The sequence below is a fragment of the Wolbachia endosymbiont (group B) of Hofmannophila pseudospretella genome, from assembly GCF_964028515.1.
Classification (GTDB): Bacteria; Pseudomonadota; Alphaproteobacteria; order Rickettsiales; family Anaplasmataceae; genus Wolbachia.
The window spans coordinates 851,511-873,666 of the sequence record NZ_OZ034788.1; the positions used below are offsets into that span (position 1 = coordinate 851,511).

The 22,156-nt window shown below is 34.7% G+C and carries 20 protein-coding genes and 3 tRNA genes; 9 read left to right on the forward strand and 14 right to left on the reverse strand.

Features of this window, described 5'->3' with window-relative positions; genetic code table 11:
- Positions 1 to 66: 66 nt before the first annotated feature.
- Positions 67 to 237, reverse strand: a complete 171-nt coding sequence (locus ABWU24_RS03965; protein ID WP_353274485.1) for a hypothetical protein — start codon at positions 235 to 237, stop codon at positions 67 to 69.
- Between ABWU24_RS03965 and ABWU24_RS03970 the strand changes: the two genes are divergently transcribed.
- Positions 231 to 1,236 (forward strand): IS630 family transposase gene (locus tag ABWU24_RS03970; RefSeq protein ID WP_353274215.1). Its coding sequence is split into 2 segments (ribosomal slippage): positions 231 to 740 and positions 742 to 1,236, totalling 1,005 coding nucleotides; the frame shifts between segments, so codons are not numbered across the junction. The genes ABWU24_RS03965 and ABWU24_RS03970 overlap by 7 nt on opposite strands.
- 436 nt (positions 1,237 to 1,672) lie before the next feature.
- On the opposite strand, the gene ABWU24_RS03975 is transcribed toward ABWU24_RS03970, so the two are convergent.
- The 3 genes from ABWU24_RS03975 to mnmE all read right to left on the reverse strand — a co-directional run bounded on the left by ABWU24_RS03975 (position 1,673) and on the right by mnmE (position 4,315).
- Positions 1,673 to 2,683 (reverse strand): NAD(P)/FAD-dependent oxidoreductase, encoded by a 1,011-nt coding sequence (locus tag ABWU24_RS03975; RefSeq protein ID WP_341815609.1) that lies wholly within the window; start codon positions 2,681 to 2,683, stop codon positions 1,673 to 1,675.
- A gap of 168 nt (positions 2,684 to 2,851) precedes the next feature.
- Positions 2,852 to 2,939, reverse strand: a tRNA-Ser gene (locus tag ABWU24_RS03980).
- A 47-nt stretch (positions 2,940 to 2,986) separates the two neighbouring features.
- Positions 2,987 to 4,315 (reverse strand): tRNA uridine-5-carboxymethylaminomethyl(34) synthesis GTPase MnmE, encoded by a 1,329-nt coding sequence (gene mnmE / locus ABWU24_RS03985; RefSeq protein ID WP_015588253.1) that lies wholly within the window; start codon positions 4,313 to 4,315, stop codon positions 2,987 to 2,989.
- A gap of 197 nt (positions 4,316 to 4,512) precedes the next feature.
- On the opposite strand from mnmE, the gene nuoI reads away from it, so the two are divergent.
- The 3 genes from nuoI to infC all read left to right on the forward strand — a co-directional run bounded on the left by nuoI (position 4,513) and on the right by infC (position 7,613).
- Positions 4,513 to 4,995, forward strand: coding sequence for an NADH-quinone oxidoreductase subunit NuoI (gene nuoI / locus ABWU24_RS03990; RefSeq protein ID WP_341815611.1), 483 nt, complete (start codon positions 4,513 to 4,515; stop codon positions 4,993 to 4,995).
- A gap of 185 nt (positions 4,996 to 5,180) precedes the next feature.
- A complete protein-coding gene (gene thrS / locus ABWU24_RS03995; protein ID WP_341815612.1) occupies positions 5,181 to 7,082 on the forward strand; it encodes a threonine--tRNA ligase in 1,902 nt (633 codons plus the stop codon).
- A 12-nt stretch (positions 7,083 to 7,094) separates the two neighbouring features.
- Positions 7,095 to 7,613 (forward strand): translation initiation factor IF-3, encoded by a 519-nt coding sequence (infC, locus tag ABWU24_RS04000; protein WP_341815613.1) that lies wholly within the window; start codon positions 7,095 to 7,097, stop codon positions 7,611 to 7,613.
- Between the two features lie 5 nt (positions 7,614 to 7,618).
- Here infC and nuoF read toward each other — a convergent pair whose 3' ends face one another.
- Both nuoF and ABWU24_RS04010 read right to left on the reverse strand, forming a co-directional pair.
- A complete protein-coding gene (gene nuoF / locus ABWU24_RS04005; protein WP_341815614.1) occupies positions 7,619 to 8,884 on the reverse strand; it encodes an NADH-quinone oxidoreductase subunit NuoF in 1,266 nt (421 codons plus the stop codon).
- Between the two features lie 17 nt (positions 8,885 to 8,901).
- Positions 8,902 to 8,974: transfer RNA gene (locus ABWU24_RS04010), tRNA-Lys, on the reverse strand.
- Between the two features lie 299 nt (positions 8,975 to 9,273).
- Here ABWU24_RS04010 and ABWU24_RS04015 point away from each other — a divergent pair.
- The 5 genes from ABWU24_RS04015 to ABWU24_RS04035 all read left to right on the forward strand — a co-directional run bounded on the left by ABWU24_RS04015 (position 9,274) and on the right by ABWU24_RS04035 (position 13,720).
- A tRNA-Ala gene (locus tag ABWU24_RS04015) sits at positions 9,274 to 9,349 on the forward strand.
- A 222-nt stretch (positions 9,350 to 9,571) separates the two neighbouring features.
- Positions 9,572 to 11,467 (forward strand): magnesium transporter MgtE N-terminal domain-containing protein, encoded by a 1,896-nt coding sequence (locus ABWU24_RS04020; protein WP_353274487.1) that lies wholly within the window; start codon positions 9,572 to 9,574, stop codon positions 11,465 to 11,467.
- Positions 11,468 to 11,576: 109 nt separating this feature from the next.
- Positions 11,577 to 11,948, forward strand: a complete 372-nt coding sequence (locus ABWU24_RS04025) for a hypothetical protein (protein ID WP_341815616.1) — start codon at positions 11,577 to 11,579, stop codon at positions 11,946 to 11,948.
- A gap of 485 nt (positions 11,949 to 12,433) precedes the next feature.
- A protein-coding gene (locus ABWU24_RS04030; protein WP_353274215.1) for an IS630 family transposase occupies positions 12,434 to 13,439 on the forward strand; the annotation gives its coding sequence in 2 pieces (ribosomal slippage) (positions 12,434 to 12,943 and positions 12,945 to 13,439; 1,005 coding nt in all).
- The gene (locus ABWU24_RS04035; protein ID WP_353274489.1) at positions 13,439 to 13,720 is read left to right on the forward strand and encodes a hypothetical protein; all 282 of its coding nucleotides are present in this window, start codon (positions 13,439 to 13,441) and stop codon (positions 13,718 to 13,720) included. The genes ABWU24_RS04030 and ABWU24_RS04035 overlap by 1 nt, the downstream gene beginning before the upstream one ends.
- Positions 13,721 to 13,797: 77 nt before the next feature.
- Here ABWU24_RS04035 and ccmE read toward each other — a convergent pair whose 3' ends face one another.
- From ccmE to ABWU24_RS04085, 8 genes are all read right to left on the reverse strand, one after another.
- Positions 13,798 to 14,190: a cytochrome c maturation protein CcmE gene (gene ccmE / locus ABWU24_RS04040; RefSeq protein ID WP_353274491.1), complete on the reverse strand. Its 393-nt coding sequence runs from the start codon at positions 14,188 to 14,190 to the stop codon at positions 13,798 to 13,800.
- Between the two features lie 117 nt (positions 14,191 to 14,307).
- Positions 14,308 to 15,429: a biotin--[acetyl-CoA-carboxylase] ligase gene (locus ABWU24_RS04045; RefSeq protein ID WP_410542175.1), complete on the reverse strand. Its 1,122-nt coding sequence runs from the start codon at positions 15,427 to 15,429 to the stop codon at positions 14,308 to 14,310.
- A 13-nt stretch (positions 15,430 to 15,442) separates the two neighbouring features.
- Positions 15,443 to 16,450: a hypothetical protein gene (locus ABWU24_RS04060; protein ID WP_341815619.1), complete on the reverse strand. Its 1,008-nt coding sequence runs from the start codon at positions 16,448 to 16,450 to the stop codon at positions 15,443 to 15,445.
- Positions 16,451 to 16,498: 48 nt separating this feature from the next.
- Positions 16,499 to 17,887 (reverse strand): NADH-quinone oxidoreductase subunit N, encoded by a 1,389-nt coding sequence (locus ABWU24_RS04065; protein WP_341815620.1) that lies wholly within the window; start codon positions 17,885 to 17,887, stop codon positions 16,499 to 16,501.
- Positions 17,884 to 19,326, reverse strand: a complete 1,443-nt coding sequence (locus ABWU24_RS04070) for a NuoM family protein (RefSeq protein ID WP_341815621.1) — start codon at positions 19,324 to 19,326, stop codon at positions 17,884 to 17,886. Before ABWU24_RS04070 ends, ABWU24_RS04065 begins: the two co-directional genes overlap by 4 nt.
- Before the next feature lie 3 nt (positions 19,327 to 19,329).
- A complete protein-coding gene (gene nuoL / locus ABWU24_RS04075) occupies positions 19,330 to 21,177 on the reverse strand; it encodes an NADH-quinone oxidoreductase subunit L (RefSeq protein WP_341815622.1) in 1,848 nt (615 codons plus the stop codon).
- Positions 21,178 to 21,181: 4 nt separating this feature from the next.
- Positions 21,182 to 21,490 carry an NADH-quinone oxidoreductase subunit NuoK gene (gene nuoK, locus ABWU24_RS04080; RefSeq protein ID WP_015588240.1) on the reverse strand — a complete coding sequence of 103 codons (309 nt, stop codon included), beginning with the start codon at positions 21,488 to 21,490 and terminating at the stop codon, positions 21,182 to 21,184.
- Complete coding sequence (locus ABWU24_RS04085; protein WP_135352799.1) at positions 21,481 to 22,068, reverse strand: NADH-quinone oxidoreductase subunit J; 588 nt, start codon at positions 22,066 to 22,068, stop codon at positions 21,481 to 21,483. Before ABWU24_RS04085 ends, nuoK begins: the two co-directional genes overlap by 10 nt.
- Positions 22,069 to 22,156: the final 88 nt, after the last annotated feature.

Consider the following 22,156-nt stretch of genomic DNA (forward strand, 5'->3'; position numbering starts at 1 on the left):
TCCTTTTTCTTGTCATCCAAGTAGCCCTTTCCTTGTCATTCCAGTGCTTGACACTGGAATCTAGTTTCACCTTATGATGGTGTTATTCAAGTAGCCTCTATCCAAGTGCCCCTTTGGTGTCATCCGAGTAGCTGACACTGGTTTCTTATACCAATTCCCACTATATAAAGAACAGATAGACAATAATGGGAAAGAAGTGATACTAAAGTAGATAAAATAGAGAGGTATAAATGGCATTAAGGTCAAAACTATTAGACGAAAAAGTTGTAAATTTGGCGAAAGAAATGTTAAAAAAGGTCAGAAATAACGCATATGTTTCAAAAAAGTTACAAGCGGTGATAGCAGGAAAAGAAAGTAGTATAAGCGCTGTGGCAAGAATATGTAAAATTTCAAGGACTGCTTTGACTGAATGGATAAAGCATCTAAAATTTGGTAGAGTAGAAAGATTATTTTCCCCGTCTCAGCGGCGAAGAAAAAGCAAATTAAACAAAAATCAACGTGAGCAAATTGAAATATGGGTAGAAAGAAATCCAAATATTACTATTAAGGAAGTGCAAATAAAAATCTCAGAGGAATTTGGCCTAAACATTAGCAAATCAACAGTGCACCGTGAGATACAAAGGATGAAGTTTTCTTACATAACACCGAGGCCAATTCACCATAAACAAGATAAAAACAAGCAAGAAGAGTTTAAAAAATACTTCAATAAAATAGTCAATTCCCACCCTGAAAAGGAGGTATTTTTTTGATGAATCACGATTTGGAACTCATTCAAAAATCGGACACGGATGGTTTAAAAAAGGGGTCAGAACACAGGTTAAAATGAAAATTGGTAGACAAAATTTCTATATCTACAGTGCGGTAAATCCAAGAAGTGGTAAGAAAATTAGCCTACTTGCTCCATATGTAAACACTGATTGTATGAATATATTTCTGGAGCAGATGTCGAAAGATTTAGGCACGAAAGAAGCCTTTCTTGTAATGGATTGTGCAAGTTGGCATAGATCAAAAAGTTTGAAAATTCAGGAAAACATTACCATCATATACTTGCCTCCTTATTCACCGGAACTGAATCCTGTTGAAAGGTTGTGGCAATATATCAAATACAATACTTTACGCAATAGTATCTACGATACCATAGGTTTACTTGAAGATGTTTTGTGTAATTTTATTGTCAATATTTCCAGTACTACTATTAAACGAGTTTGTAATGTTTCTTATTTGTTCGGTCAGTAATGGATTTTGGTATTACCAACAAAACCTAGCATAACTTTTGTGCTCAAAAGATTTCTGGATTCCAGCATCAAGTGCTGGCCTGAAGCTTTAGTTACAAGTATTAAGAAATTTACCAAATAAAAAAAAAGGCAAAAGAATCCCCGTGTGACGAGTTTTGACCCTATAATAATGTAAATTGGCATTGTAATAATGTGCTAACGCTTATTTAAAGCGCGTTTTGGCTGAATGTAGAAAAAATAAAAAAGACATGCAGCCGCTATAATTTTTGTGTAATTTGCCAATAGATATCTGAATTTTGTCATTGAGCCTGCAGGTCAAAAACAAGGATAAATACTCTTATTATCATGATAAGGGAGTTGGGGAAATTTGTAAAGCAATCTTTTTCATTTGTATTCCCTTATGCTTGAGGTAATTGCATACAGGCTCATGAATGTCCTTACTCTTTATTTCCATGAATTCCCTTTGAAGTTGAATATTGAAAATTAACTGGAGAATTGTGAATTACTTTGTATATGTGATAACAAGCCATGGCGCTCTCAGCAAAACCATTTAGTATCAATTTTAGTTTGTCTGGATAAGTAGCTATATCTCCGATTGCATATATTCTATCTCTACTAGTTCTAAGCGTAGCTGAATTAACAACTATGCGGCCATGTTCTAACTCTATACCCCAATTGTTTATTGGACCAAGATTCATTGATAATCCAAAAAATGGCAGCAAAAAATCAGCGGATATTTCTTTTTCTTCCTTAGAGGTAATGTTTTTTACTATCACTGCGCTCAACTGCCCATTACCTCCTGCTAGTTCGTGTAATTGATATGGCACTACCAGTTCTATCTTTCCATTATTTTTAAGTGATTCTAATTTATTTCTAGTTTCAGGAGTGCAGCGAAATTCCTTTCTCCTGTGTATCACATAAATTTTCTTTGCAACTTTAGAAAGTTCTACAGTCCAATCAGCCGCAGAATCACCCCCCCCTGCAATGACTATAGTTTTGTCCTGAAAATCAGAAATTTTATTTACACTATAAAATACAGATTTATTTTCATATTCTAATATACCACTTAAGGGTGGACGGTTAGGTTCAAACATTCCGTTACCTGCAGCAATGATAACGGCTTTGCATTTTACCTCTGTACCTATGTTCGTTATGATAGTAAAGTTTTCACCTTCGTTATTTGAAATCTTTTCCACTTTTTGACTTAAATGGTAAACAGGCTCAAATGGTGAAGCTTGCTCCATTAGTCGCTCAATTAATTTTTGGGCAGTAATTACAGGATAACCAGGTATATCATATATTGGCTTTTCTGGGTAAAGAGCTGTGCATTGTCCTCCTGCTTGATCCAAAACATCTATTATATGACATCTCATATCAAGCATTCCCGCTTGAAAAGCAGTGAATATTCCAATAGGCCCTGCACCTATTATTACGATATCGGTTTCCATATTCAGATGGTGATCTATTTATAGATATTAGCTTTCTTTGCTAACAAGGTCAATTTACAAAGGGATGTATTTTTAAAAGATGTGGCTAGATTAGATAAGATTTCCAGCGTTATGAACCACATAGTCCAAATAAGCTCTAAAAATCAGCTATCATAGCGAGATGCTGTGCGGACGGAATGGGATTCGAACCCATGGTACGCTCATCACGTACGTCAGTTTTCAAGACTGGTGCCTTAAACCGCTCGGCCATCCGTCCATTTCTTTTCTATCACAATATTTGATTTTAAGCAATCTATAAAAGCTTTACTTGCCCACGCAAAAGTTGCTAAATATACTGTCCAATATTTCCTCAACATTAATAATTCCAATCACTGCACCAAGTTCAAATGCAGCAAGCCTCAAGTCTTCAGATATCAACTCAATTGGATTATCGATATTAAAACGTTGTAAATGTTCCAGTGCTTTCTGCATGTGACTCCTATGTCTTTGCCGAGTAATCACAGGAGTGTCTCTATCATGCCCAAATTTTTCCTCTGCCTTCTCTTTTATGAGAGAGATCAATTTGTTTGTACCTATTTCCTTTAGAATAGAAATGGGTAAAAGATCTATGCCATTAATTTTTATATTGTGATTATTGATAACATTGTCAGCTTTGCTCAATACATAAATAGTATCGCTATTTACAACGTTGCAATTGATATTATGACGCTGTTCAAAAGGAAATAGTTCTATTCTTAAATCAGCTTCAAAAGACCTTTTTTTCGCTCGACTTATACCTTCTGATTCTATTGGATCTGAACTCTCACGAATTCCAGCAGTATCAGAGAGAATGATTGGGTATCCGCCAATGTCAATATGAGCTTCAAGTATATCTCTTGTTGTGCCTGCATATTCAGAAACAATAGCAATATCACGCTTGGCTAAGAAATTAAACAGAGTTGATTTACCGACATTTGGTTCACCAGTTATTACAATATGTAAACCCTCACGCAACCTTTCGCCCCGTCTATTATCATTTAAATGCTCTTGTATCAACTGCACGAGAGATTGCACTTCATTATTAATTTTTTCCAATTCACTTTTTTCTGCCCAAATGTCCTCTGGAAAGTCTATATATGCTTCGATTTTGGATTGTATCGTTATTAATCCTTGCCTCCAATTGCTGTATAGTCTCTCCAATTCTCCTGATATCTGCTTAATCGCTTGTTTAGCTTGCATTTTCGTTTCAGCATCAATTAAGTCTGCAATTCCTTCTATTTGCGTTAAGTCAAATTTACCATTTAGAAAAGCCCTAAGTGAGAATTCTCCTGGACTGGCCATAACGAAAATTCTTGATAATCCCTCTAAGATGATTTTTATGACTGCCTTGCTTCCATGCACTTGTAACTCTATAACATCCTCGCCAGTGAAACTGTTTGGAGCAGGGAAATAGATGATTATTCCATTATCTATCAATTGATTGGAATCATCATATAGATCAACTAAAGTAGCAAATCTTGGTTTAATTTTTTTCTTAATATGAAAATGATTTAAAGCTTTAAGGGCGTAGTTGCCTGAAATTCTGATTACTGCAACTCCTGACTTACCAAATACGGTTGACAAAGCAAAAATAGTTTCATTTGTGTTTGTCATTATTTATATAAACTACTTAGCAATTTAAGAAATCGAAATACCTAATCTAAAAAATTTTTGCTTATATTACTTATTCATATTAATGCAGTATTAGTAAATATATTGTATAGAAAAACTACAAAAGTCATCCAGATGAAAATATTTATTTTGAAAACTGATAATATGATTTATAATGACTGACACAAGTTTTAAATATTATGCTCAAGAAATTAGCTTGGTATTGGTCTTCTGTAGAGTTAATTAAAGGGTTTGTTATTACATTAAAATATATGTTCAAACCAAAGGTTACTTTGAGGTATCCTATGGAGAAGGGCCCTTTAAGTCCAAGGTTTCGTGGTGAGCATGCACTGCGTAGGTATCCAAATGGTGAAGAACGATGCATAGCTTGTAAGTTATGCGAAGTTATCTGCCCTGCTCAAACAATAGTTATTGAAGCAGAGGAAAGAGAAGACGGTAGTCGCCGAACCACACGCTATGATATTGATATGACAAAATGCATATATTGCGGACTTTGCCAAGAAGCATGTCCAGTTGATGCAATTGTGGAGGGTCCTAACTTTGAATTTGCTACTGAAACAAGAGAGGAGCTAATGTACAATAAAGAAAAGCTATTGCGTAATGGTGAAGTTTGGGAAGAAGCAATTGCACTCAGGTTAAAAAAGAATAGGCCGTATTATTAACTAGGTATGTCAATAATTAAAATTTCTTACAGCAAGTATGTAATAGATCTTTTGTACAACTGTTATTTAACTGAAAGATCAGTAGCTCACTTTTTGGTGTCATTCCAGCGCGTGACGCTGGAATCTAGAAAAGAAAGAAACATGAATCCCAGTGTCAAGCACTGGGATGATAAAAGGTCTAATGAATGATAAAAGTTACCTTTTTAGCCGAACAAAAAGTAAAAGAATACAGTGGTAGAGTCACTGGCTTTGATATATTACAACCGGATGCTTTGAGAGAAGCAATTGCCTTTAAGGTAAATGGTGAGTTGTATGATCTCTCACGTGAAATTGAATCTGATACAGAGATAGAGGTAATACAACTGAGTGACGAAGCGGGTTTAGATATAATAAGGCATGATGCTGCTCATATAATGGCGCAGGCAGTAAAAGAGCTCTTTCCTAATACTCAGATTACTATCGGGCCAACAATTCAAGATGGTTTCTACTATGATTTTGCTACAGATCGTACCTTTACCACGGACGATCTTGCTGCAATAGAAAAAAAAATGAAGGAAATTATAAAAAGTAACCACAGATTCGTCCGAGAAGTTTGGACTCGTAAGCAGGCAATTGATTTCTTTAGTGATATAGGTGAAAGATACAAGGTTGATATTGTCTCATCAATACCAGAAAACGAAAACCTAACTGTTTATAAACAAGGCAACTTTGTAGACCTATGTCGTGGTCCGCACTCACCATCAACTGGCAGAGTTAAAGCGTTTAAACTTATGAAAGTAGCAGGTGCATACTGGCGTGGCGATTCTAAGGGCCCAATGTTGCAAAGAATATATGGCACCGCGTGGAGAAATAAGGATGAATTAAATACTTATCTTAAACGTCTGGAGGAAGCAGAAAAACGTGACCATCGTAAAATTGCTAAGGATATGGATTTATTTCACATTCAAGAGGAAGCTGTTGGACAAATTTTTTGGCATGAGCAAGGATATACTCTATATAATGTTCTTGAGTCTTATATAAGAAAGAAATTGATAAGTAATGGCTATTTTGAAGTAAAAACTCCTATTTTAGTAAGTAAAGAGCTGTGGGAAAAATCGGGACATTGGGATAAGTTTCGTGAAAATATGTTTATTGTTGATGAATCTGAAAGCAAAAAGCTAGCAATAAAACCCATGAATTGTCCTTGCCATGTGCAGATTTTTAATTATCACACCAGAAGTTATCGTGATCTACCAATACGTATGGCAGAATTTGGCACGTGCCATAGGAATGAAAGCTCAGGCTCATTGCACGGACTGATGCGAGTGCGTGGTTTTACGCAAGACGATGCACACATTTTTTGTATGGAAAAACAAGTGAATTCTGAAACTGTAAAGTTTTGTGGCCTTTTAAAAGAAGTATATTCAGAGCTTGGATTCAATGAAATTTCTGTGAAATTTTCAGATCGTCCAGATATTAGAGCAGGTAATGATGAAGTGTGGAATAGAGCTGAAAAAGCGCTGCTTGAAGCTGTTAAAGAAGCGGGTTTGAGTTATGAACTGAGCCCTGGCGAAGGTGCATTTTATGGTCCAAAGTTAGAGTTTGTTTTGAAAGATGCGATAGGTAGAAATTGGCAATGTGGAACGTTGCAAGTTGATTTTATTTTACCGGAGCGGCTTGGAGCTTTTTATATAGGAGCAGACGGGCACAAGCATCACCCTGTTATGTTACATAGGGCAATTCTTGGGACTTTTGAGCGTTTTATTGGAATTTTAATAGAAAACTATGCAGGAAAATTTCCAGTTTGGCTTGCTCCAACACAGCTTGCTATTCTGACCATTACAAATGAGGCTGACGGTTATGCTACAGAAATCAGCAACGTTTTAAAAGAACAAGGTGTGAGAATCAAAACTGATTTGACCAATGAAAAAATTAGCTATAAGATACGTTTACATAGTTCAAGTAAGGTACCTATATTATGGATCATGGGCAAAAATGAAATTATAAATAAAACTGTGTCAGTGAGGAACTTAGGATCGGAAAAACAGGAGTCTTTTTCTTTGGAGAAAGCTACTGAATTGCTGTTAAAAAGTATTAATTTGAATTAATGGAGATAAAATTTGCAAGTCAAAAAGAACAATAAAAACAGAATTAATGAATTCATCATAGCTAAGGAGGTACGCTTAGTTGATCATAGTGGTGAAATGGTCGGGATTGTGCCAATAGAACAAGCTTTGGTATCTGCTCAGAATGTCGGTTTAGACTTAGTGGAAATTGTACCTGATTCAACTCCTCCAGTATGTAAAATTCTGGATTACAGCAAGCAGAAGTATGATATAAAAAAGAAGGCAAGTGAAGCAAAAAAGAAACAAAAGACATTAACTATAAAAGAAATTAAACTGGGTCCTAATATTGGTGATCACGACTACGAAACAAAATTGCGTCAAACAAGGGATTTTCTTGTGCATGGACATAGAATTAAAGTCACAATGAGATTTAGAGGGAGAGAGCTTATAAACACTGAAGTTGGACTGGAAAAATTAGAACGGCTAATTAGAGACGCTGAAGATATTGCAAAAGTAGAATTAGCACCTAAAAGGGAAGGAAATCAATATTCTTTAACTTTAGCTGCTAAGTAGTAAAATCACTTAAAAGTATAAGTTACTATCCTCTCTTCAATTATATGACGAAAATGTCTGATTAATCCTTGAACTGGCCAAGCTGCAGCATCGCCAAGTGCACAAATTGTATGCCCTTCTATTTGAGTTGTAAGGTCAAGTAGCTTATCTACTTCACCAGGTTTAATATTTCCTGCTACCATTCTTCTCATAATTCTCCATATCCATCCAGTGCCTTCACGGCATGGTGTACATTGTCCGCAGGACTCATGCATATAGAAATGTGATAATCTTTCTATTGCAGCTATTATGTCAGTTGATTTATCCATCACTATTACAGCAGCAGTACCAAGCCCTGATTGTGCAGCCCTTAATGAATCAAAATCCATTTCAATAGTATCACATATAGATTTTGGAATTAATGGGACTGAAGATCCACCAGGTATTACAGCAAGTAAATTATCCCAACCTCCTCGCACTCCACCTGCGTATTTTTCAATTAATTCACGCAGTGAAATTCCGAGCTCTTCTTCAACATTACATGGATTATTTACATGCCCTGAAATACAAAAGACCTTGGTACCAGTATTATTTGGTTTACCAAGAGATGCAAACCACTCTCCTCCACGATTTAGAATATCTGGAACTATGGCTATAGTTTCAACGTTGTTTATTGTAGTTGGACAGCCAAAAAGCCCAACACCTGCAGGAAATGGAGGTTTCATGCGGGGAAAGCCCTTTTTTCCTTCAATTGATTCAAGTTGAGCTGTTTCTTCTCCACATATGTAAGCTCCTGCACCCCTATGGATAAACACATCAAGATCATAACCTGATTTGCAGGCATTTTTTCCAATTAAGTTTTCTTTATAGGCTTCCTCAAGTGCTTTTTTTAGAACTAAATATTCATTATAAAATTCACCCCTGATATAAATATACGCAGCTGACGCATTGATTGCTCTTCCAGCCAGAAGAATCCCCTCAAGTAGCTTGTGTGGTTCATATCGCAGTATATCTCTATCCTTACACGTACCAGGTTCTGACTCATCTGCATTGACTACTAAATACGCTTTTAAAGGATTTTTAGGCATAAAGCTCCACTTAAGGCCAGTAGAAAATCCTGCACCCCCTCGACCTTTCAAGCCAGATTTCTTTACTTCATCAATGATTTTTTCTGATCCTAAATCCAGTAATTCCTTTGTTTTTTGCCAACTACCACGTTTTTTTGCACCCTCAAGTAGTGGTGTTTCTTTACCATTTAAGTTTGTGAATATTTTGTCCTGTTCTTTTAGCATGCTTTTAAGATTCTAAGTGATCCCGACGCGATTCGAACGCGTGACCCACTGATTAAAAGTCAGTTGCTCTACCGGCTGAGCTACGGGATCATTTTATTTTTCAGCTATACTAAACAGTAATATAGTTTTTATCTGTTTTAATCAAACTAAAATTTTCATGCGTGGTTAAATAAATTATATAATATACTGCGTTAGTGATAATTTAATTAAAAATTTTTGAAGGAAAATTTCTTGTTAATTAACAGATTTATTTGGTAAAGCTGAGATACAACTCTAAAAAGATAGAGAATTATACATAAATGCAGAATTTGTGCACTATTTAGCAATAGCCTCACAAATAAATATTTCTTGCATTTCAGCATGAGTGATTTATGCTTTAAGCAAAAGTTGGGGGCATAGCTCAGCTGGTAGAGCATCTGTTTTGCACGCAGAAGGTCAGCGGTTCGATCCCGCTTGCCTCCACCAATATAGGTTCTAGCATATCATAAAGTCAGCTTATTTTAGCCCATTAGTATTTTATACTAGTTTCCTAAAAAATCCCTCTTTCTATAACTTTTCTTTATGCAAGTAATGTTTGTTATTATAATTCTAATATATACTAACTTAATAATAAATTAATCAACAAATGTTAGAATAGATATAATTAATTGATTAATACTTATGAGTGGAAAAAAGCATGTTTTTAAGATGGTGCCTGGTAAGGTATTTAATAAGATTAATGACATAGAACTTATAAATGGAGAGGGACCTAAGATTGATGGTATGTTGGCCAGGGTTGATTTTATAGGATTAGATGACAAGAGCAATATAATGTTAGACTCACCTTTAGAATTGTGTTCAAGAGGAATCTCTGAGCGTGGAGCAGGTATTCATTGCATGAAAGAAGATGAAGGAGAATTAAATCTCTGCATACTTAAATATGACCCAGATTCAAGTAGATACGAATGTAATGTTCAAATAGAATTGAAAGAAATACTATTTCCAACGAAAAGTGAAGGCTACCATGTAATTATATCAAACAATGATGGATCTTGCATGGTAAATAAATTTATGAATCAAATAGATTTTGACTCTGAGAGAGGTAAGGAAATAGATTATCTTTACAAATTCTTCCAAAAATTTTCTCTTGGATACTTAGGCAACAAATTGGTACAATTAAAATTTTCAATAGATGCTCTAGACGATCTATTCCTTTTGTATTTTCCTGCTGAATACCAGTATATCACTCTAGAATTAAGAGAAGATAATACTCATGAATTCTATTTTTCAAACGAGCATGGAATGTATATAGATAACTTAATAGGAAATTACGAAGAGGGCAATGAAGAGGGCAATAATATATCATATTATTATAAAGAGATTGTACAAGAAGAAGTATTATCAGATTTTATCAAAAAACTAACAGACGACCAACTAAAGACCCTTGCCAATACTCTTAGTAACGAGCAACTGCAAAAAATAATTCCTGAGCTGAGCTCAAACCAGTTGCAAGCCTTGGCAAAGAACTTAACAGATAAACAACTAAAGACCCTTGCCAATACTCTTAGTAACGAGCAACTGCAAAAAATAATTCCTGAGCTGAGCTCAAACCAGTTGCAAGTCTTAGCAAAGGACTTAACAGATAAACAACTAAAGACCCTTGCCAATACTCTTAGTAACGAGCAACTGCAAAAAATAATTCCTGAACTGAATTCAAATCAACTGCAGGTTCTTGCAAAGAATTTAACGGATTGGCAGTTGCAAGAAATAATTCCTGAGCTGAGCTCAAACCAGTTGCAGGTCTTAGCAAAGGACTTAACAGATAAACAATTCCAAACTTTAGTGGATCATCTAGCCAATCACCAATTACAAACTCTTGCTCAGGTACTAAATCCAGAAAAGTTACATATAATTGTTTCTTTTTTAGATCAAGGTCAGTTTGCAAGCTTAGTAAAAGGCTTAAATACATGGCAAGTAAAAGAAATTTTACCTCACTTAAAAGTGGATCAATTCAAAGCACTTATTAAAACTTTAAGTGAACAACAACTTACAGTGCTTGTAAAAGGCTTCTCTGAGCACCATTTGACAATACTTTCCAAACAATTAGAAGGTGATAAGTTGAAAGAGTTAGTAAATAGCTTGCAGGAAGATCAACTAAAAGACTTAGTTAATAAGCTTGATACTGAGAAACTCGAAACAATTGCTCAAGGTTTCACTGATGATCCTGATAGGATTCAGATGATTATTGAGTCTTTAGCTGACAATTCAGAGAAACTTCAAGCTTTTGCTTATAAAATGCCTAACCAACAATTTACAGAACTTTTGAATCAGCTAAATGCAGAAGTTATAAAAAATATTATTCACAAGCTGCCTTACAAAAAAATAAAAAATGTGATTGATGATGTTTGCAATAAAGATCAGTCTAAAGATATTATTAATGCATTAAAAGGGGAATTTAAAAAACAAAATGAAAAGATAGAAGGTTTTATAGGTATGATTGACCAGATGCTTCCTGAGCAAAGTGAAGCAAAGTTGGGTAATGCACATCTATCACCTTACGTCTTTCAAGATACTAGTACTGAATTTACAGTAGTAGATGTTTAGTGCGAACTTGGATACTTATAAATTAATGTTTATGAGTTAAAAGAAAAAATAGTTTGCATGTGAAACTAAAAAATAATTTAAACTTTAATGATTTATGGAGGTCATTTATATGAGTAAGAACTCGCAAAACCTTTTACAAGGTACGAATAATGCTATTGTTAGTAGTAACAAACAATCTATGAAAACTCTTGATTATATTACACTTAAGAAAAATAGTGGTGAGGATGTACAGAACTTTACCAGACCGGTTAGTGGTGAGACTGTTAAAAAAGCAATTGATCAATTAGTTGACGATATTAATACCAATATTATTGTTAGCTTGAATAATAATTCAGGAACCGAGCTAATTAGAATTAAAGTTTTGGAAGAGGCAATAGGCAACAAAAGTAGAGGATTACAAAAACAGCTAGACGATTTAAAAACTAAAGTAAGTGAGATATCACCTGAGGACGCACCAACCGGTGGTCTTGATATACTCTAGTAGTTAGGAAAGTAACAGCTTGCTAGCAGGCTGTTACTCTCTCCACATACTATTTAGGTACAGTTGGGATTATTAATGCATTAAAAGGGGAATTTGAAAAACAAAATGAAAAGATAGAAGATTTTATAGGTAGGATTGACCAGATGCTTCCTGAGCAAAGTGAAGCAAAGTTGGGTAATGCACATCTATCACCTTACGTCTTTCAAGATACTAGTACTGAATTTACAGTAGTAGATGTTTAGTGCGAACTTGGATACTTATAAATTAATGTTTATGAGTTAAAAGAAAAAATAGTTTGCATGTGAAACTAAAAAATAATTTAAACTTTAATGATTTATGGAGGTCATTTATATGAGTAAGAACTCGCAAAACCTTTTACAAGGTACGAATAGTGTTATTGTTATACCAATTCCCACTATATAAAGAACAGATAGACAATAATGGGAAAGAAGTGATACTAAAGTAGATAAAATAGAGAGGTATAAATGGCATTAAGGTCAAAACTATTAGACGAAAAAGTTGTAAATTTGGCGAAAGAAATGTTAAAAAAGGTCAGAAATAACGCATATGTTTCAAAAAAGTTACAAGCGGTGATAGCAGGAAAAGAAAGTAGTATAAGCGCTGTGGCAAGAATATGTAAAATTTCAAGGACTGCTTTGACTGAATGGATAAAGCATCTAAAATTTGGTAGAGTAGAAAGATTATTTTCCCCGTCTCAGCGGCGAAGAAAAAGCAAATTAAACAAAAATCAACGTGAGCAAATTGAAATATGGGTAGAAAGAAATCCAAATATTACTATTAAGGAAGTGCAAATAAAAATCTCAGAGGAATTTGGCCTAAACATTAGCAAATCAACAGTGCACCGTGAGATACAAAGGATGAAGTTTTCTTACATAACACCGAGGCCAATTCACCATAAACAAGATAAAAACAAGCAAGAAGAGTTTAAAAAATACTTCAATAAAATAGTCAATTCCCACCCTGAAAAGGAGGTATTTTTTTGATGAATCACGATTTGGAACTCATTCAAAAATCGGACACGGATGGTTTAAAAAAGGGGTCAGAACACAGGTTAAAATGAAAATTGGTAGACAAAATTTCTATATCTACAGTGCGGTAAATCCAAGAAGTGGTAAGAAAATTAGCCTACTTGCTCCATATGTAAACACTGATTGTATGAATATATTTCTGGAGCAGATGTCGAAAGATTTAGGCACGAAAGAAGCCTTTCTTGTAATGGATTGTGCAAGTTGGCATAGATCAAAAAGTTTGAAAATTCAGGAAAACATTACCATCATATACTTGCCTCCTTATTCACCGGAACTGAATCCTGTTGAAAGGTTGTGGCAATATATCAAATACAATACTTTACGCAATAGTATCTACGATACCATAGGTTTACTTGAAGATGTTTTGTGTAATTTTATTGTCAATATTTCCAGTACTACTATTAAACGAGTTTGTAATGTTTCTTATTTGTTCGGTCAGTAATGGATTTTGGTATTAGTAGTAACAGACAACCTATAAAAACTCTTGATCATATTACACTTAAGACAGGTCTTGATCAGAATGTACAGAACCTTAACAAACCGGTTAGTGGTGTGGTTGTTAAAAACACAATTGATCAATTAGTTGACGATATTAATATAAAGCTTATTGGTAGCTTGAATAATAATTTAGGAGGATTACAAAAAGAAGATCTAGTAAATTTACTAGCTAAAGTAAATGATATGTTACTTGAGGACGCACCAACCCATCTTGATATACTCTAGTAGTTAGGAAAGTAACAGCTTGCTAGCAGGCTGTTACTCTCTCTACATATCGTTTCAATACAGCTGAATTAGGGAATCTATTTTAAAACTTTTGGCATATAGTTCTCATCATGTTTTGCAAACACTGTATCTGCAAGAAAGGTACTATTATCAAACATTTTACCTTGCACAACAATACCACTTTTTTCTGAAAACATCGGTGGAAGTATCCCTTGATATTTCACCATAACGCTCTTATTAAAATCTGTCATTTGAAAAACTACTTCGTTTTCGCTCCGTATCACGCTATTTTCAACAACCATTCCACCAACACGGATTGGCTTTTGATTATTTGGCAAAACTATGGCTTCACTTACTGTATAGAAAAATGAGATATTTTCTTTGAGCGTTGTTAAAATAAAAAAAACTGCACAACTTAAAAAGCAGAAAATTCCTGAAGTTATAATTAATCGCTTATGTTTCTTCTTCATTGGTGCTTTTAAGATTTTCTAAGTTTTTTTTACTTTTTATATAGCAAGAAACGGTAAAAATCAAATTTCCACCAATCAGTATGAAACTAATAAGGTAAGCAAAAATTACATATGTATTCATAATGCACTGCCAATAAATAACTCACCTGCATCAAAATAAATTAAGCTTCCATCCTTTTGCTGCAATACCAATTTACCACTTTTATCTATATCAGCAAAAATTCCTTCATACAATTTGTCAGCTAACTTTACACTGATTTGCTCATTCATTTTGAATGCTTTTTTTAACCACATTTCTCTTATAGCATAAAACCCATCAAATAGCCATTGCTTTCTTAGCTTGTTAAAATTTATTATTAATTCCTTTAATAGATCTATGTTAGATACAGACTCACCGTAATTGCTAATGCACGTTGTTCCTGGAAGTGGTGCATGATTGATATTAATTCCAATTCCTATAATCAGCCAATTCGAATTGGACTTTCTTTCAAGCAATATTCCACTTATTTTCTTGCCATCGATTAGAACATCATTTGGCCATTTATATTGAAGATTGAGATCGTTTATGAATGGATCTCTTGTCATCCCAGTGCTTTGACACTGGAATCCAGAAGAAAAAGTATGGATTCCAGTGTCACACACTGGAATGACACCGCAGTGGGTTTGATTATTCAAGAAATTTAACGATAATAAAGTATTCCCTACAGCAAGAGCAGTCACAAAAGTCAATTCTGTTAATTTGCTGATGTCTTTAACTTGACTCGTTAAGCCTACTGTTATTCCAGCACCATCCGATGTCATTCCAGTGCGTGACACTGGAATCCAGTTCTTATTACACAGTTGCCTGATGTGCCCATTTGTAATTAAGTTTTCTGGATCCCAGTGTCTGGGCACTGGGATGACATCATCCTTGGTGGGAATACCACAACGTTTGTACAGTTGTGTGCTTGACCATTCTTCTTTTTTTCTAGATTCCAGCGTCACGCGCTGGAATGACACCGAAAACTGATTTTCACTTAGATAATCGTTAAAGAGGTTTACTATCAAACTCGCATAGAGATTACCTTCTGGAGAAACCCAACTTTTTCCGGTGCGCCCCCTGCCTTCTGTTTGTTTATCGGCAATAATAACAGTTTCATTTGATATTCCTTTATCAATTAAATCCAACGCTTCTCTATTAGTGCTTGAAACTTCTTTGTAATGATGAATATGAAAACCCTCAAATGTTTCAGGGATCATTTTCTTAATTGTATCAAAAACTCTTTTGTTCAGGTAAACTGTTGCTACGGTTATCAAAGCTTGATGATACAGGTGATTGCATACTGCTATATGGATTCCTATTGTCATTTACTTTATAGGGAATTGCTTCAGGACCGCTTTCCACATCTTCAGTTATTGAGGTTACAGATGATTCATGTTGGTAAGCTAGTGATTGTATAGTTGAATCATCCCAATTAGTACTCCAAGAAGTATAACTATCTGTCATACTAGCATGATTAGAACAAGACACAGATGTAGTTATTGAAACGTCAGTTGAAGTTACACTACATACATCATCAGCTTTGTGAGAATCAATACCATTATGCTGCTGCTGTTTAAATTGATCAAGTGCTACCCGTAATTTAACAAATATTGGTAAGCTAGGGAATGTTTGATCTAGACTGTTTAGAGGAGAAGACGTGCTTGGATAAGAAGGCAATGAATCTAATAATGTGTTCTCTATAGTTTGTTCGCATGGTTGATTCTGGTTTATGCTATTCAGAGGCGAGGTAGTTTCTGGATATGGTGGCAACGATTCCTCTGTTTGGTTAGCTTGCTGATCAGCACCATTAACCATAACGTTTCCAGGTTGCGGTGTTTCTGTTTCTTCCACTGGATCATCAACTGGTGGTTGTTGTGGAATAGGAATAACCGACTTTTCAGGCTCTTGCGAAAGCAACGGTGGCGTAGGAGTAGGTGCATCTTTTTCTTGTACTAGACTTTGTCCTTTTTCTTCATTTTTACTTCTTGGTTCGCTATTAACCTTATTAGATTTACCCTTACTGCGTATGGCAGAAATAGTAAATGCTGCTAATGTAATTACTGAAGCTAATGCAGCAACTACAGAAATGGCAAAAATTGCCAGAGGAGTTGTAGAAATTACAATACCAAATTTAATTGCTAAAGCAACATAAGGGAAATATAAAACAGCTACAGTGCTCGATCCTCCTAGCAAGAGAGCGGCAATTGAAAATTTCAAAACAGTTTTTCTTTTACTCATTTTTCACCACAAAATATTAATTAATCACTAATTATAAACACTAAATTGTTAATTTGTCAATGAACCAATCAATGAGTAAAGATCTTCTGCGTATAAGAAAAGAACGAGGTTGATAAGTGAAGCCACTGAAGTGATAATGAATAGACCCTTAGAATAAGCAACCTTATTACCACTAGCTTTATCAAAATACATAACTTTCATGATATTTAAATAATAGTAGCATGATATCACACTCGCTATTACAAGGATCAAAGACAGGCTGATAAAGCCAGAATTTATTAAACTTTTGAATATAAAAAATTTAGCGATAAAACCTGCAAGTGGAGGTATTCCCGACATCGAGAGTAACAGCACAGAAAGATGAAATGCTACAATTGGGCGTTTCTTCCCTATACCAGACAAGTTTGCAATATCACAATCGTCATCGTCAATTTGTACGAGATATGAGAATAGCCCTATGCTTGTGATGATATATATCACCAAATACATTAAGGCACTATCTGTTCCTGCTTGTGTAAAAATAGAAAGTGAAGCAAATATGAAACCAATGTGACCAATTGAACTGTAAGCAAGCAGCCTTTTTAAGTTTTGCTGACGCAAGGCCCCAAAAGCTGAGATAAGCACAGACAATGCTGAAACGTATAAGAAAATAGGCTGAACATAACTTTTTACATTTACTAACTCTTCATTCATCAATCGAATTAAAAATGTTACAAGTGCAGCTTTTGGAGCTGTAGAAAAAAACGCAGTTACTATGGTAGGTGCACCTTGATAGACATCTGGAGCCCACATATGAAAAGGAGCAATAGCAAGCTTGAAACACAAACCAATAAGGATAAAAACTAACCCAAAAACTATTCCATAAGTTATCTGATGGTTTTGCAAGAATGAACCGAGCTCAGAGAAATTGACTTGTCCTGTATATCCATAAAGCAATGACATACCATACAGCATAATGCAGGAAGATAGTGCACTAAGTGTAAAATATTTCACTCCTGCTTCACATGAATAAATCGAATCTTTATTAAAGCTCGCAAGAACATACAAAGATATACTCATCAACTCAAAAGCTAAATAAAAAGAAATCAGACTATTTGCTGAAACCAAAGTTATCATGCCAAATAGCGCAAAAAGAATCAGTATTGAAAATTCATATTTATAGTCATATTTTGATAAATTCAGCATCAAAAGTATTAAAATTCCTGTGCTGAGAATTAACCCTTGGGCTGACCTGATGTATAAATTGAGTTTTAACAACGAATTAAAGAGAAAAATTTCATTGTTTTCTGCCGAAATAATTAAAATAATCAAAGTTACCACTGTGCAGCCAAGTGCTAATAAGTTGATAGTTCGGCGGTTAAATATAATTCCAAGCAGTAGCAACACTAACGAGGAGATAATAGAGAACGTTTCCGGCAATATCTGTATATAATTCATAGCGCATTATATTTGACTAACAAATTTGCCATACATGGCTTCAAATAATTCAGTGCAAGGGTTGGGTAGAATCCAAGCAAAATAACAAACACTGCAAGCAGAATTAAGACAGAAAATTCTATACTATCCAAGCGGTTATTTAATAATTTAGAATAGCTAACCCCCCATATTATTTGCTTACATAAATTCAGCATATAAACTGCGCTTAAAATAGTGCCAAGTGCGATAAATCCTGTAAAAAACCCTATGCTCTTAAACATTCCAACCATAGCCAAAAACTCACCTATGAATCCAGATGTTCCAGGTAGCCCTATTGAAGCCATTGAAAATAAAATGAACATAAAACCAAATTTTGGCATTGTGTTTACTATGCCAAAATATTTTGCAATCTCCAAAGTCCCAGTTCGAGTATATAGCATTCCAGCACACAAAAATAAAGCAGCAGAAATAAGGCCATGACTAATCATTTGAAATATACTACCCAGTACTCCTTCCTCACAAAATGAAAAGAGGCCAGCGGTAACGATCCCCATATGTGCTATTGAAGAATAAGCTATTAACTTCTTTATATCATCTTGAGCAAACGCAACTAGCGAAGCATATATCACCGCAATAATGCTCAGCACAACAACGAAATTTGAAAAATACAAACTTGCCTGAGGAAGCATTGGAATAGAAAACCTTAAAAATCCATATCCCCCCATTTTAATAAGCAAGCCAGCTAAAATCACAGATCCAGAAGTTGGTGATTGCACATGCGCATCAGGAAGCCAAGTGTGAAATGGAAACATAGGTACTTTTATTGCAAAAGAAATAAAAAATGTAATCCACAGCAATGACTGCACTTCAAGATCAAGGCTTGGCACTAATGTAGCTAATTTTTGTATATTAAACGTCCCAAAAGTACTATAGATATACACCAAGCCAAGCAGAAATAATAATGAGCCAGTTAATGTATAAAGAAATAACTTAAACGTCGCATATATCCTTTGCTTCCCTCCCCAAATGCCAATAATAAAGAACATTGGTATTAAAACAGCTTCAAAAAACACATAAAAGCTTATAGCATTCAGTGAAACGAAAAAACCGACTACAAAACTCTCAAGCAGTAGAAATAATGCCATATATGGCCTAAGGGTTGTATAACTCATTTTGCAGTTATAGAGTATACAAATTACAAACAAGAAAGTTGTAAGCAGAAGGAAAAGCAACGATATACCATCTATCCCTATTCCTACATTCTTGATTGGATAGCTGACAAACTGAAAGTCCGCATTGTTATAATCAAATTCTATACAAGCTACAATGCTAAGCAAAAATGGAAGTATAGCAAAAAATAGGGCAAGGAATTTTAGGTGTATAGATTGATGATTAATCCTGATCGAGGATAAAATCAACGCTCCTATCAGTGGAAGTAAGAATATACTAAGTAACAACACCTTCTATTTAATTCCAATAATATATAAAGCACCGATTATTAAAGTAACAAACATAATAAATGCATAATCAAATATATAACCAGTTTGTAACTTTATAGAACTTTTTGAACATTCATTAACCAACCTTACAACACCATTTGGTCCAAATGAATCAATAGCCTTAACATCAAACTTCCATAGAAGCCTAGATATAAACCTTATCGGTGCAATTATAACAAACTCATACACCTCATCAAAGTACCATTTATTCTGCAAAAACTTAAGTAAAAATTTACTCTTAATTTGCCTAATTACTTGATATTGGTAAATTAGGTACGCAAGTGCTATTCCACTTAGGCTTGCTAAGGTTGGCAGTAGTTTTATAAAGAAATTATGAACTCCATGCTCATCAATCATCATTAAACTTGATTTCCAAAACGCATTACTAGTTATGTTCAAAATATTTGCTCCCCACACTCCAGAAAATACCGATCCAAAAGCAAGTATCAGTAATGGTATAAGCATAATCTTTGGTGCTTCATGTATATTAATTTTACTTTGTTTTTGGCTATGGAACACAAGAAGCAACAACCTCCAAGAGTAGAATGCTGTAAAGAATGCAACAACTAAGCTTATTACAAAAGCAAAGCTATCCGTGCTATAAGCATGTTCAATTATCAAATCCTTTGAGTAAAAACCTGCAAATGGAAATATTCCAGAAAGCGCAAGAGACCCAATCCACATGAGAGTGTAAGTGCAAGGGATTTTCTTCCAGCAATTTCCCATTTTCTGAATGCTTTGCTCATGATGCATTGCATGAATTACATTGCCAGCACCAAGAAATAGTAGAGCTTTAAAAAAAGCGTGTGTCATTAAATGAAAAATAGCAACATTGTAAGCAGAAAGCCCACATGCCATGAACATATAACCAAGTTGACTGCAGGTTGAATAAGCAATTATTTTTTTTATATCATCCTGAGTAATCGCAACGGTGGCTGCAAAAAAAGCAGTAAGTGCACCAACAATAACTATTAATTCTCGTGCCACATTTGATAGCTCAAATAATGGAGAACATTTTGCTACTAAAAATATACCTGCTGTTACCATCGTTGCTGCGTGAATGAGTGCAGAAACAGGGGTTGGCCCTTCCATTGCATCTGGCAACCAAACATGTAAACCAAGCTGTGCAGATTTACCCATACAGCCAATAAAAAGTAATATGCATATTATATGAATTATTTTAAATTCACAGCAGAATGCTCTAATGTTCTGCGTGCCAAGAAAATCAGCTGTGTCAAAAATTTCAGTAAATTTCAAAGAGTGAAATGTATAATAAATGAGAAAGATCCCAATCAATAGTGCAAAATCTCCTACCCTATTCACAACAAATGCTTTAATTGCCGCATTATTTGCAGAATATTTTTGGAACCAAAATCCTATGAGTAAATAAGAACACAGGCCAACCCCTTCCCAGCCAAAAAAAAGCTGCACAAAATTATCGCTTACAACCAGCACAATCATGCAAAACGTAAATAGCGATAGGTAAGAAAAAAACCTCGACTTCCCCTTATCATGCTCCATATAACCGATAGAATAGAGGTGGACTACCAGTGAAACGGTGGTAATAACAATAAGCATTAAGGATGAGAGAGCATCCACATTAATTGCCCAATTTACTTTTAATACACTTAATGAAAATAGAGGAAATAAACTCAAGTGATAATTTTCAGAGAAGGTGAGAAAAACATACCAAGATAAAACTGCAGATATTCCAATCCCTGCCGTTGTAACTAACTGACTTTTTCTAAAAAACGCTCCAAACAATGAACCAAAAAGTGGCAGAAATACTATTAATTTCAGTATATCTATCATACTTTCATTCTTTCATTAAATTTGCTTGTTCAACGTCTATATTGCCACGGCTTCTATAATATACAACCAATATTGCAAGCCCAACTCCTGACTCTGCTGCCGCAACAGTCAACACAAACATCACAAAAATTTGCCCAACTATATCATTCATAAAGGCAGAAAAAGCAACTAAATTGATGTTAATCGCCAGCAATAATATTTCTATTGATAACAGTATGTTGATTATGCTCTTACGGTTGATGAAAATACCACACATCCCAATAGTGAACAAAACAGCAGCAATTATCAAAAAGTGATTTAATCCTATTTCCATTCTACTCCTTTTCCAAATTTAGCCTTAACCAATTTTACAGATGAAGATTGTATCAATTGCTTTAATACATTCTGTTTTTTAACTCTTTTTTTCTTGTCCTGCAAAGTAAGAGCAATTGCACCAACAATTGCAACAAGCAGCAGAATACCAGAGAGATGAAAAGCGTACATGTAGTCAGTGTAGAGCAAATTACCAATAGCTTTCACGTTATTAGTATTATAGTTTATAACATTGCTTATGTTGGGTGCTGAGCTGCGGATTACAAAGCTGATGACTAGAAAAAACACAACACATAATATAGCACCAAGAGTGAAATGCTTCGCAAAACCCTGGCGCAACCTTATGTAATCAATATCGAGCATCATAACTACAAAGAGGAACAACACTGCAACTGCACCGATGTATACTATTAGCACCATCATAGCAATGAATTCAGCTCCAAGGAGAATAAAAAGCACTGCAGAGTTAACGAAAGTGAAAATTAAAAATAACACTGCATGCACAGGATTCCTTACGCTAATTACACAAACAGCAGATAAGATGCTTAGAATTGCAAAAAAATAAAAGAAAAAATGCATTGATACTTTTAACTGCAACAATAGTTACTAACTTAAGGTAATTGTTGCTGTAAAGTCAATACTATATTAAAGATTTGAAAACATCGTA

Coding starts and splice junctions, on each gene's coding strand:
- ABWU24_RS03965 (WP_353274485.1), bottom strand. CDS start 237: ATGCCATTTATACCTCTCTATTTTATCTACTTTAGTATCACTTCTTTC.
- ABWU24_RS03975 (WP_341815609.1), bottom strand. CDS start 2,683: ATGGAAACCGATATCGTAATAATAGGTGCAGGGCCTATTGGAATATTC.
- mnmE (WP_015588253.1), bottom strand. CDS start 4,315: ATGACAAACACAAATGAAACTATTTTTGCTTTGTCAACCGTATTTGGT.
- nuoI (WP_341815611.1), top strand. CDS start 4,513: ATGCTCAAGAAATTAGCTTGGTATTGGTCTTCTGTAGAGTTAATTAAA.
- thrS (WP_341815612.1), top strand. CDS start 5,181: ATGATAAAAGTTACCTTTTTAGCCGAACAAAAAGTAAAAGAATACAGT.
- nuoF (WP_341815614.1), bottom strand. CDS start 8,884: ATGCTAAAAGAACAGGACAAAATATTCACAAACTTAAATGGTAAAGAA.
- ABWU24_RS04020 (WP_353274487.1), top strand. CDS start 9,572: ATGGTGCCTGGTAAGGTATTTAATAAGATTAATGACATAGAACTTATA.
- ABWU24_RS04025 (WP_341815616.1), top strand. CDS start 11,577: ATGAGTAAGAACTCGCAAAACCTTTTACAAGGTACGAATAATGCTATT.
- ABWU24_RS04035 (WP_353274489.1), top strand. CDS start 13,439: ATGGATTTTGGTATTAGTAGTAACAGACAACCTATAAAAACTCTTGAT.
- ccmE (WP_353274491.1), bottom strand. CDS start 14,190: ATGAAGAAGAAACATAAGCGATTAATTATAACTTCAGGAATTTTCTGC.
- ABWU24_RS04045 (WP_410542175.1), bottom strand. CDS start 15,429: ATGATCCCTGAAACATTTGAGGGTTTTCATATTCATCATTACAAAGAA.
- ABWU24_RS04060 (WP_341815619.1), bottom strand. CDS start 16,450: ATGAGTAAAAGAAAAACTGTTTTGAAATTTTCAATTGCCGCTCTCTTG.
- ABWU24_RS04065 (WP_341815620.1), bottom strand. CDS start 17,887: ATGAATTATATACAGATATTGCCGGAAACGTTCTCTATTATCTCCTCG.
- nuoL (WP_341815622.1), bottom strand. CDS start 21,177: ATGATAGATATACTGAAATTAATAGTATTTCTGCCACTTTTTGGTTCA.
- nuoK (WP_015588240.1), bottom strand. CDS start 21,490: ATGGAAATAGGATTAAATCACTTTTTGATAATTGCTGCTGTTTTGTTC.
- ABWU24_RS04085 (WP_135352799.1), bottom strand. CDS start 22,068: ATGCATTTTTTCTTTTATTTTTTTGCAATTCTAAGCATCTTATCTGCT.